The sequence below is a fragment of the Rubinisphaera margarita genome, from assembly GCF_022267515.1.
Taxonomy (GTDB): domain Bacteria; phylum Planctomycetota; class Planctomycetia; order Planctomycetales; family Planctomycetaceae; genus Rubinisphaera; species Rubinisphaera margarita.
On record NZ_JAKFGB010000009.1, the window covers coordinates 525818 to 536552 of the forward strand.

Consider the following 10735-nt stretch of genomic DNA (forward strand, 5'->3'; position numbering starts at 1 on the left):
CTCCTGAAGGAGAGGTATCCATACCACACCCTGCTCAGATCATCCAGATCGGAGCAGTCTCAGGCTTTGTAAATCTTCTCGCGTTCGCTGGCGACATTCACCGTCGCGTTGCGGGTGTCGAGCACCATCCTCGCGTGCTTCACGATGAACTCGTAATCGTAAGCCGAGTGATCGGTCGCGATCAGCACGCAGTCCTGCTCCTGCAGAGATTCCGGAGTCAGTTCCAGGCTCTCCATGGCCGGCAGATCGTGATGACGCATCTTTGGCAGCTTCGGCACGTGCGGATCGTTGTAGGACAGATCGGCACCGCGGCGGAGCAGTTCTTCCATCAGCACGAACGACGGGCTTTCACGAGGATCGTCGACGTCCTTCTTGTAAGCCACGCCGAGGAGCAGGATCTTGCTTCCCTTGATCGGCTTGCCGTTTTCGTTGAGAAACTCGGCCAGGCGAGTGATCACATACTCCGGCATGCGGGAGTTGACTTCCCCGGCCAGTTCGATGAACCGCGTGGTCAGTCCCTGCTTGCGGGCCAGCCAGGTCAGGTAGAACGGGTCGATCGGAATGCAGTGTCCACCGAGGCCGGGGCCGGGATAGAACGCCTGGAAACCGAACGGCTTGGTCTTGGCGGCATTGATGACTTCCCAGACATCGATGCCCATTCGATCGAACAGAGTCTTCAGTTCGTTGACCAGAGCGATGTTCACGGCTCGATAGGTGTTCTCAAGAATCTTGCAGGCTTCGGCCACTTCGCAGCTCGAAACCGGAACCACTTTCACGATCGCCTGAGAATACAATGTCGTGGCCAGATCGAGGCTCGTCGGATCGTAGCCGCCAACCACCTTGGGAATTCCGGCTGCGGTGAAGTCGGGATTACCTGGATCTTCCCGCTCGGGGCTGTACGCCAGGTAGAAGTCATCGCCGGCTTTGAGTCCGCTCTTTTCGAGAATCGGCAGCATCACGTCCCGGGTCGTTGTCGGATACGTGGTGCTTTCGAGAATGATCAGCTGACCTTTCCGCAGAGTCTTGGCGATCGACTCGGTGGTCTGCTCGACATAAGCCAGATCCGGATCGCGGCTGTCGCTCAGCGGGGTCGGCACACAAATCAGCAGGACATCGGCTTCGGCCATGCGGGACGCATCGGCGGTCGCTTCAAAACGACCCGATTCCCGCCAGTCGGTCACTTCCTTGCTGTTGATATGCTTGATGTAACTTTTACCAGCGTTGAGCGCGTCGACCTTGGCCGGATCGACGTCGAAGCCGAGCGCTTTGAACCCTTTATTGAAGAATGCACTGATCAGGGGGAGGCCGACATAGCCCAGTCCAATCACTCCGATAATGGACTTCTTATCTTCGATTTTCTGTTTGAGCTCCGCGTGCATCGTCCTGACCTGTACTGTAAGTGCTGTTCCTGAACCGGATGCCGCCGTCACAAAGGGCGGGCAAAAACACCTGTCTTGGTTCCTCTCGAGCGGGCCGCCATCCGGGCGTCCATCCGCTACTTTCCCTGAGGGCGGCGAATGGTATCAACGGCTCATTTTGGAAGCAATACGGAATTACCCCAGTCTATCTAGTCACCATCGTCGTCTCTCACGCCGGTTCAGCGGGTCGGGTTCTCGTACCAGATCACGCCCAGGTTATCCCGCTCTTCACAGGTAATCAGGTCCAGATCGCCATCCGCATCCAGATCCAGAAGCTCGACGAGATCGTACTTGACCCCGTGCTCGTTCCCGGAAATCTCATGAAAAGCAAACCGAACCGGTTCCTCGCCCGACTCCGGAATCTGTCCTGACATCCAGAACACGCCATACTTTCGCTCGGCATGTTCACAACTGGCCACCAGATCGAGCTGGCCATCCAGATTCAGATCGGCCAGCTTCGCACATTTCGCCGTTCCCGTCTTCTCAGGAAATGCGATGCGGACCGTTTCGAAGATCGGCTCGGAATCACACAAGCCTCGATTCAGATAGATCTCGAACGAACCCCCTTTGATCGGGCAGACAAAGTCGATGCGGCCATCCGCGTTGGCATCGGCTGCGGAGAGGAACATCACTTCCGAGTCCTTTCCGCCGATTACCCCCTCAGCCCAGCCGGCCGGATCGGAGCCATCGCGGGGGTTGAGCCGAAACCAGCAGGCCCGCCGTGCGTCTTTGCGGTCGGAATAGACCAGATCGAGATCCCCATCGCCGTCGACGTCGACCTGTAATAGAGACATGATCCAGCCAGCCGGGCCAATCGGATGCCAGCGAGCCGCAGAGGGATCGTCGGCTGAGATGTCGTACCAGCCAATTTGCCCATGCGGATTCTTCGAACCACAGAATAACTCGGAAGCCGGGTCGGCATCGAAGTTCACCGCTGTGCCGAACATCCAGCGGGTTTTGTCCCGCGAATCGGTCAGCAGCTCTGTTTTCCACGCACTGGCGTGGGGAATCCGCTTGGGATCGGCCGGGGCCAGGTGCAGATAAATCGCCTGCTCTTTCCCTTCGCAGCAGCTGACGAGATCGAGCTGGCCATCGCCATTCACATCTGCGAAGAAGGCATCTTCCGGCGACTTAACCTTCCCGACAGTCACCGACGGCCAGGCCTCCCGAATGCGATGAACTGGCGGCTGCAGGCAGAGCCCGATGCGGCCTCCTTCTTCCCAGCCGGTTGCGATATCGAGCCGCCCGTCGCCGTTGATGTCGGCCAGTTTGACGCCGTCCGCTCCCCGCGAGGAATTGTCGATCACATGCATCTTCCACGGCTCCGCCGATGCGGAAGCCGCCCAGACCAGCAGTACTCCAAACGCAACATTCCTCAGCATGGACCTCTGCTCCTCGCGACTCGGAAACCAAAGCCAACACATCATCGCAGATTGATGCGTCGCCGCCAATCCCGATCAGTGGGCACTCCCCCGGCTTGGAACCAGTCTCTGTTTAGAGGTATCATCAGCCCGGACGAATCGACCCCCGAGACCCCGGACTCCGCCATGACACAACGCATCACCCGCCGTTCCGCACTCAAGGGCCTGGCCGCTGCCTCCGTGCTTCCCCTGCTTCCCGGACCGATCCAGGCCGCAGAAGAAGCTCTGCCGCCGGTTCGCACGATCACTCGCGGCCCCAAGCATCACTGGTTCGGGTATTACGACAAGCTCGAGTTCGATCCCACGAACCGGTATGTCCTTTCCAACGAGGTCGATTTCGAACACCGCACGCCGACCGCCGAAGACCGAATCAACGTCGGCATGGTCGATACGCAGGATGGCGACCGCTGGATTCCGCTCGGAAAAAGCGATTCCTGGGGCTGGCAGCAGGGCTGCATGCTGCAGTGGCGGCCTGGTTCGAAAAGCGAAGTCGTCTGGAACGACCGTGAGGGGGACCATCACGTCTGCCGGGTGAAGGATGTCGTCACTGGCAAGACGCGAACACTGCCCCGGCCGATTTATACACTGAGTCCAGATGGCAAATCGGCGATCACGGCTGATTTCTCACGGATCCAGCGGATGCGGCCCGGGTACGGCTACGTCGGACTGCAGGATCCGTGTCACACCGAACGGGCTCCCGAAGACTCCGGCGTCTGGAAGATGAACATGGACACCGGCGAAGCCGAGCTGATTTTCTCACTCGCCGATGCCGCGAAGGTTCCCTTCCAGGGCAAGTCGCTCAAGGACAAATGGAACTACTTCAATCATCTGCTCATCAGCCCGGACAGCTCCCGGTTCATCGTCCTGCACCGCTGGCGGGACAGTACCGGCGACGGTCCGGATGCCGAGCCGACCGGCCGATTCATCACCCGCATGTTCACGGTAGCGATGGACGGCTCCGAACGGTACATCCTCGATCCTTCAGGGCACACCTCCCACTTCATCTGGCGCGATCCTGAGCACATCTGTGCCTGGACGAAGCCGGAGGGGAAACCGGCGAAGTTCTATCTCTTCCGTGATCAGACCGACGAGATTGAGGTCGTCGCTCCGGAGAAGATGCCCCTCAACGGGCACAACACCTACCTGCCGATCGCCGGCAATGAATGGATCCTGAACGACACCTATCCCGACCGAAAAACCCGCGAGCAGACGCCGTATCTGTACCACGTTCCGACCGGAAAACGGGTCAATCTCGGCCACTTCTACCTGCCGCCCGAGTACACCGGCGAGTGGCGATGCGACCTGCATCCCCGTTCCAGTAACGACGGCCGGACCGTCGCCATCGATTCCCCTCACGCCGGCGGCGGCCGCCAGGTGCACCTGATCGACGTGAGCGAAATCGTCGGATAACCCAGTCTGGTGCGTCTCGACGCAACAGAAACCGCGTGAAATCACAATCTAAGGGGCGTTTAGACGCCCCCGACATTACTGCTCGGAAAGACATCCATGAAAAAGAACCCCGTTAAGCAGGCCCTTCGAGACGGCGAACCTCAGGTCGGAACCTGGCTGTCGCTGGAAAGTGTGTTTGCGACTCGCTTTATGGCACGAGTCGGCTTCCCCTGGCTGACCGTCGACATCGAGCATTCTCCGGTCGACTGGGAGACGGCGGCCCTCATGTTTGGGGCCATCGCCGATGCCGGCTGCGTTCCTCTGGCCCGGGTCCCGCGCGGCGACCATGATCTCATCAAGCGGGTCCTCGATGCCGGCGCGATGGGAATTGTCGTGCCGATGGTCAACACCGTCGAAGAGGCCAAAGCAGCGATCGCGGCGGCCAAGTATCCGCCCGTCGGCAACCGTTCCGTTGGCGGAGCCATTCATGCGCTGAACTTCGATGCCGCCGCCGGCGACTACTACAAGTACGCCAACGACGAGATCCTCGTCGTGCTGCAGACCGAATCGCCAGAGGGAGTCGAAAACGCCGAGGAAATCTACGCGCTGCCGGGCGTCGATGCCATTTTCGTCGGCCCCAATGACCTCAAATTCCAGATGCGAAACTTCACCTCCGACGGCGGCGATCCGACCCCGGACGAGTTCGAAGCGATGCTCCAGCGGATTCTGGCCGCGGGCAAGAAAACCGGAACCCCGGTCGGTCTGCATGTGTTGACCGTCGAAGACACGAAACGCCGCATCGACGAAGGCTGGCAGTTCATCGCCATGGCGAGCGAACTGAAAATGATGGTCAACGAAGCGAGCCGCGTGGTGAAAGAACTTGGCCTCTCCGCCGCCAAAGGAGATCTCGCCAAGTATTAATCGCCCCAATGGGGTGCAATGCTGCGTGGGACAGGGGTGGCCCCGAAAGATTCTTTCGGGGCGGCGCAGCCGTAGGAGAACGGGAATGGACGCTCGGATTCACTGAACCGGGGGGACGTTGGGCAGCTGAGAATCTCAGTCGCTGATCCCTGTCAAACGGCATCCTCCCACGGCTTCGCCGTCCTGATAGCAGAGCTATCACGGCCACCCCGGCAGAGGCCCCTCACGACAAGCCTCCTGTTACTGCGAAACGTCGAACCGTTCCCGGTGAGCATTCAGCACGGTGATGAATCTCTGTGCCATCCCTTGTTGAAGGGCTGCACTCCGCCTTTCCTAACGCCTGACGCCTAGTGCCTAGCCCCTAACCACCAACCGGGTGGCCCCGAAAGATTCTTTCGGGGCGGCGCAGCCGTAGGAGAACGGGGTTGGACGCGGCAAGTCACTGAACCCGGGGGGACGTTGGACAGCTGAGGACCTCAGTCGCTGATCCCTGTCAAACGGCATCCTCCCACGGCTTCGCCGTCCTGATAGCAGAGCTATCACGGCCACCCCGGCAGGGGCCCCTCACGACAAGCCACATGGAGGCATGCTCAAACGGGCTTGGTTCTCGGGATTGAGGGCGTCGACCGTCCAGGCTGGACGGTTTTTCTTCCCCGTCTACAATGCGTCTATGGCTCCCGAGGAGGAAATGGTCGCCGGGACCGCGGCTGCGGTGGCCGGTATTCCCGATCTGGTTCCGTTGGTGGAATCCGCTCCTGAGATTGCAGAAATTGTCGCCGCCCTCCAGCGGGGACAGAGCGGGACTGTCGATGGTGCCTGGGGATCTTCACGCGCCCTCGCAACAGCCGTCTTCGCTCGAGCCTGTCCGGACACTCTGGTCGTTGTCGCTCCAAGGGCGTCAGACGTCGAAGATCTGACCGTCGACCTGGCCGAGTTTCTGGGACATGAACCGCCGGTCCTGCCGGTGATTGACGGGAGTCCGGCATCGTGGAATCCCGTTGATCCTCAATACGCCGTGCGTCTGGCGACGTTGAAGAAGCTCATTGACGGCGGCGTTTCCTGCCTTGTCACCTCCATCGAAGCACTGATGCAGCCGGTCCCTTCGGCAGATCAGATGCGGCAGTACTCGCGGATCCTTAAAGTCGGCGAAGAGCTCGACCTGGAGGAATTTTCACGCTGGCTGGTCGAGCATAACCTGGAACGCACGACCGCGATCGAGCTTCGGGGCGAGTTCGCGATCCACGGGGGGATCATCGACCTCTGGTCAACCGATGCGGCTCTTCCTTACCGCATTGAACTGTTCGGAGACGAGATCGAGTCGATCCGCACTTTTGATGTCGAATCGCAGCGGAAAGTGGACTCGCTCGAGGAAATCTCACTGACTCTCTTTCCCAAGTCGCTGAAGGGAAAACCGTTCAACGCCGGGAAAGAATTCTCGCAGCACCTGGCGTCTTATCTTCCTGCGGAAAGCTGGTTTGTGCTTTCTGAACTGCAGGAAGTGATGGACGAAGGGAAGCAGTATCTCGATCGCCTCGACGACCGGACCGGCCTGTTTCATGTGCGGGGTGCCATTGAGGGATGCACACAGTTTCCATCGGTCAGTATCTCCGCGATTTCAGCCGGAAGTTTCGAACAGAGTTGCGATCTGCGAACCGAATCGATCGAACGCTTCGCCTTCGGCGATTCGGATCCTCTCAACGAGCTGGAACAGTCGCTGGCGGCTGATGAGTCGGTCCTCCTCTGTTGTCTGAACGAAGGGGAACGGTCGCGGCTGGGGGAACTGATTGCCGAGAAGCATCCGGGGCTGCAGGAGCGAACACGGCTTTGCCTTGGACGGCTAACGCGTGGATTCCGTCTCGTGCGGCAGCGGCTGCTGGTCGTGGGCGATCACGAACTGTACGGCCGGCGAGATGTGCGGCCGAACCAGAAGAAGCGGACACTGCAGACGCGGGCCATCGAGAGTTTTCTCGAGCTCAACGAGGGTGACCTGGTCGTGCATGTCGGGCATGGCATCGGCAAGTATCGCGGCATGCAGCTGGTCGAAGGCGAAGACCGCTCTGAAGAGCACATGGTGCTCGAATTTGCGGACAACGTCCGCATCTTCGTGCCAACCTCGCTGATTCACCTGGTCCAGAAGTACGTTGGAGCCAGCAAAGCCCATCCGAATCTGTCCAAGATCGGCACGAATACCTGGAGCAAGAAAAAAGAGAAGGTGACGCAGGCCGTGGCCGACATGGCTTCGGACATGATTCGTCTTCAGGCCGCCCGGGAAGCCAAAGAGGGCATCACCTACCCGGCCGATTCGCACTGGCAGGAAGAGTTCGAAGCCGCCTTCCCGTACGATGAAACTCCCGACCAGTTGACCGCGATGGAATCGATCCGGGACGACATGCAGCGGCCCCGCCCGATGGACCGGCTGATCTGCGGCGATGTCGGGTACGGCAAGACGGAAGTCGCGATGCGGGCCGCCTTTCGGGCAATGGACGCCGGCAAGCAGGTCGCCATGCTGGTGCCGACCACCGTGCTGGCCGAGCAGCATTTTCGCAGTTTCTGTGAGCGGATGGGCGAGTATCCGTTCGCGATCGAAATGCTCTCCCGCTTCCGGTCGGGTAAGCAACAGAAGGAGATTCTCGCCGGGCTCGCCGCCGGATCGATTGATATGGTGATCGGGACCCATCGAATCGTCTCGCCCGATATCAAGTTCAAGGATCTCGGGCTGATTATCATCGATGAAGAGCAGCGATTCGGCGTGAAAGCCAAGGAAACGCTGAAGCGGCTCCGGCTCGAAATCGACATTCTCACGCTGTCAGCCACGCCGATTCCCCGCACATTGCATATGTCGCTGCTGGGAATCCGCGATATCTCCAACCTGCAGACGCCGCCTCGGGGTCGACAGGCGATCGAAACCCGGATCTGCCGCTGGGATCCGGAGCTGATTCGTCATGCGATCGTGCGGGAGCTGAACCGCAACGGGCAGGTTTATTTTGTGCACAACAAGGTCTACGACATTGAAACGCTGACCGACAAACTGCAGCAGATCGTGCCGGAAGCCTCCTTTGGCATCGTTCACGGACAGATGAACGAGAGCGAGCTTGAACGTCAGATGCTCGGCTTTGTCAGCGGACAAACCGATGTGCTGGTGGCGACGACGATCATCGAGAGTGGACTCGACATTCCCAACGCGAACACGATGTTCATTCACCAGGCCGACCGCTACGGACTGGCCGATATGCACCAGCTGCGGGGACGCGTCGGACGCTATAAACACAGGGCGTATTGCTATCTGGTCATCGAGGAAGGCAAGGTGCTTTCCACGACTTCCACGCGGCGGCTGAAGGCCCTGGAGGAGTACAGCGAGCTGGGAGCTGGCTTCAAGATTGCGATGCGGGACCTGGAAATCCGGGGTGCGGGGAATATTCTCGGCACCGAGCAGAGCGGCCATATTTCGCAGGTCGGTTATGAGCTCTACTGCCAGCTGCTCGACAACTCGGTCCGGGAACTCAAGAACGAGCCGCCCCGGGAACATCCGCACGTCAATCTCGATCTGCCGATCACCGCCTATCTGCCGGGGGACTACATTCCTCCCGGGCGGCATAAGATCGAGATGTACCGAAAGATCTCGACTGTGGGTGACGAACAACAGCTGGAAGATCTTCGCGAAGAACTGCGGGATCGCTTCGGAACGCCTCCTGAACCGGTCGAAAAGCTGCTGGCGCTGAAAGAATTACAAGTCTGGGCCCGGATTATCTCGATCGATCGGATTCGCATCGAAGAGCACTTCTTTGTGATCTCAGGGACCGATCCGCGTAAGCTGAAAATTCTCAAGCAGTTGTCAAAGCACGACTTGCGACTCGTGGATGCTCACACGATCTACGTTCCGATTCCCGGCAAGATCAAATTGGAAGAAGTCGCCTCGGAGCAAAAGATCCTCCGATTCCTTAAATCCGTGTTGCAGGATCGTTGAGTTGCCCAGTATAAACCCGGCCCCTCCTAGAGACTGGTGCTTACAAACGGCGGATTTACTCTGTCGAATGAGTCTCACGAGCCCCGTCCCAGGGGCAGCGGCACTGGTCGAATCTTAATCCTCTCCGCGAAACAATTCAGTTATGCCAACGGATCCCAAGATTCCGCATGCCGCACGATTTCTCGCGCGTTCCCCGCTTCGTAAGACGTGGGTCCGAACGGGTTGGGGTCTGATCGGTGTGACGTCGCTGGTGACCTGCCTGGGCTGTCAGCAAATCAAAGAACATTTCAATCGCGTGCGTCCCAATAATCCCGTGGTCGGTCCCCCGCCGCCCCGGTTGACGATGGACGATTCCCAGGCGCCTGCCGGACAGGCCGGGGTGATCGCGCAGACAGCCGCTCTTGAAAGCGGCTCGAAGACCGGAGAAGTCGTTCCACTGTCTCAGTTCGAGATCTACGGGCAGAACGAGATCAGCGAGTCGACAGTCGTCGCCATCGTGAACAGCAATCAGATTCTGGCCGGTGACGTCTTCGGGGCTTACTCACAGCAGATGGAGAACATGAAGGCTCAGCTGACGCCGGAGCAGTTCGCTCAGGCTCAGCGGGATCTCCTCAAACGCGATCTGCCCGACCACATCGAACGGACACTGTTGGCTCATGCCCTGAAGACCTCGTTGAAGCAGGAACAGGTCGAAAAGCTCGATCAGGTTCTGGACGAAGCCTTCAACGAACACGTCGCCAAGCTGCTGGAAAAAACGGGCACGGCTTCGGCCATGGAGCTGAATGCCAAGCTGAAGAAAGAAGGAACGTCTCTGGACGATCTGCGAAAGACGTTCGGCAAGCATCAGCTGGCCATGCAGTACCTGGCCACCGAATCGGAGATCAACATCGAGATTGGTCGGCAGGAGCTGCTGGAGTACTACAACGCTCATCTGCAGGACTACTCGCATCCGTCCCGCGTGAAATGGCAGGAGCTGCGGATCTCGTTCGACGGAAACGACGGACGAAACGGGGCTCTCGAAAAACTCAACGACGCCGTCAAGGATCTGCAGTCGGGTGTTTCGTTTGGCGAAGTCGCCAGGAAGCACTCCGATGGTCCAACCGCTTCCCTGGGTGGCGAGTGGGACTGGACGATCAAAGGCAGCCTGGCGGACGAAGACGTCGACAATCAGCTGTTCACGCTGCCTGTCGGCGGCATCAGCAAGATTATGGAAACTCCCAATTACTTCCGCGTCGTTCGCGTGATTTCTCGGGAGGATGCCCACATCACACCGTTTGAAGAGCTTCAGCTGGAGATTCGCGGCACGATCATCGAAGCCGCCCAGCGAAAGAAGACCGAAGAAGTTGTGGCCCGTCTGAAGAAGTCGGCCACGATCGAAACCATTTTCGATTCCGATCCCGAACTCCACGAAAAGATGCGGGCCTTCGGAAAGTTTACGCGGTAGTCGGGCAGGGCATTCCAGTCCGTTGGACTGGATAAGATGTTCGGCTCGCGGCCCTCAGATTTTCAGACGTCGGAAACAATTTGTTAACTTTCTCTCATCTTCCCGAAAACAGGTCAATCTTGAGCCGAGTTTGGTTCGATAAGAGAGATAACCCGATCAACTCACATTTCCCACCGAC

6 protein-coding genes are annotated in these 10735 nt (G+C 59.0%); 4 read left to right on the top strand and 2 right to left on the bottom strand.

The genetic code is table 11. The features are described from left to right. Nucleotides 1-59 precede the first annotated feature (59 nt). Nucleotides 60-1379 carry a nucleotide sugar dehydrogenase gene (locus L1A08_RS05420; protein WP_238755085.1) on the bottom strand — a complete coding sequence of 440 codons (1320 nt, stop codon included), beginning with the start codon at nucleotides 1377-1379 and terminating at the stop codon, nucleotides 60-62. A gap of 218 nt (nucleotides 1380-1597) precedes the next feature. Beyond that, entirely contained in the window at nucleotides 1598-2800 is a 1203-nt protein-coding gene (locus L1A08_RS05425; RefSeq protein WP_238755087.1) for an FG-GAP repeat domain-containing protein, read from the bottom strand. A 165-nt stretch (nucleotides 2801-2965) separates the two neighbouring features. Between L1A08_RS05425 and L1A08_RS05430 the strand changes: the two genes are divergently transcribed. The 4 genes from L1A08_RS05430 to L1A08_RS05445 all read left to right on the top strand — a co-directional run bounded on the left by L1A08_RS05430 (nucleotide 2966) and on the right by L1A08_RS05445 (nucleotide 10557). Next, on the top strand, nucleotides 2966-4249 hold the full coding sequence (locus L1A08_RS05430; protein WP_238755089.1) for a hypothetical protein: 1284 nt from the start codon (nucleotides 2966-2968) through the stop codon (nucleotides 4247-4249). A gap of 96 nt (nucleotides 4250-4345) precedes the next feature. Continuing rightward, a complete protein-coding gene (locus L1A08_RS05435) occupies nucleotides 4346-5149 on the top strand; it encodes an HpcH/HpaI aldolase family protein (protein ID WP_238755091.1) in 804 nt (267 codons plus the stop codon). 670 nt (nucleotides 5150-5819) lie between these two features. Then, nucleotides 5820-9113 (top strand): transcription-repair coupling factor, encoded by a 3294-nt coding sequence (gene mfd / locus L1A08_RS05440; protein WP_238755093.1) that lies wholly within the window; start codon nucleotides 5820-5822, stop codon nucleotides 9111-9113. Between the two features lie 142 nt (nucleotides 9114-9255). Further along, nucleotides 9256-10557: a peptidylprolyl isomerase gene (locus tag L1A08_RS05445; protein ID WP_238755096.1), complete on the top strand. Its 1302-nt coding sequence runs from the start codon at nucleotides 9256-9258 to the stop codon at nucleotides 10555-10557. Nucleotides 10558-10735 lie beyond the last annotated feature (178 nt).

Excerpts from the sequence above, each read along its gene's own strand:
- L1A08_RS05420 (WP_238755085.1), bottom strand. The coding sequence starts at position 1,379 with ATGCACGCGGAGCTCAAACAGAAAATCGAAGATAAGAAGTCCATTATC.
- L1A08_RS05425 (WP_238755087.1), bottom strand. The coding sequence starts at position 2,800 with ATGCTGAGGAATGTTGCGTTTGGAGTACTGCTGGTCTGGGCGGCTTCC.
- L1A08_RS05430 (WP_238755089.1), top strand. The coding sequence starts at position 2,966 with ATGACACAACGCATCACCCGCCGTTCCGCACTCAAGGGCCTGGCCGCT.
- L1A08_RS05435 (WP_238755091.1), top strand. The coding sequence starts at position 4,346 with ATGAAAAAGAACCCCGTTAAGCAGGCCCTTCGAGACGGCGAACCTCAG.
- mfd (WP_238755093.1), top strand. The coding sequence starts at position 5,820 with ATGGCTCCCGAGGAGGAAATGGTCGCCGGGACCGCGGCTGCGGTGGCC.
- L1A08_RS05445 (WP_238755096.1), top strand. The coding sequence starts at position 9,256 with ATGCCAACGGATCCCAAGATTCCGCATGCCGCACGATTTCTCGCGCGT.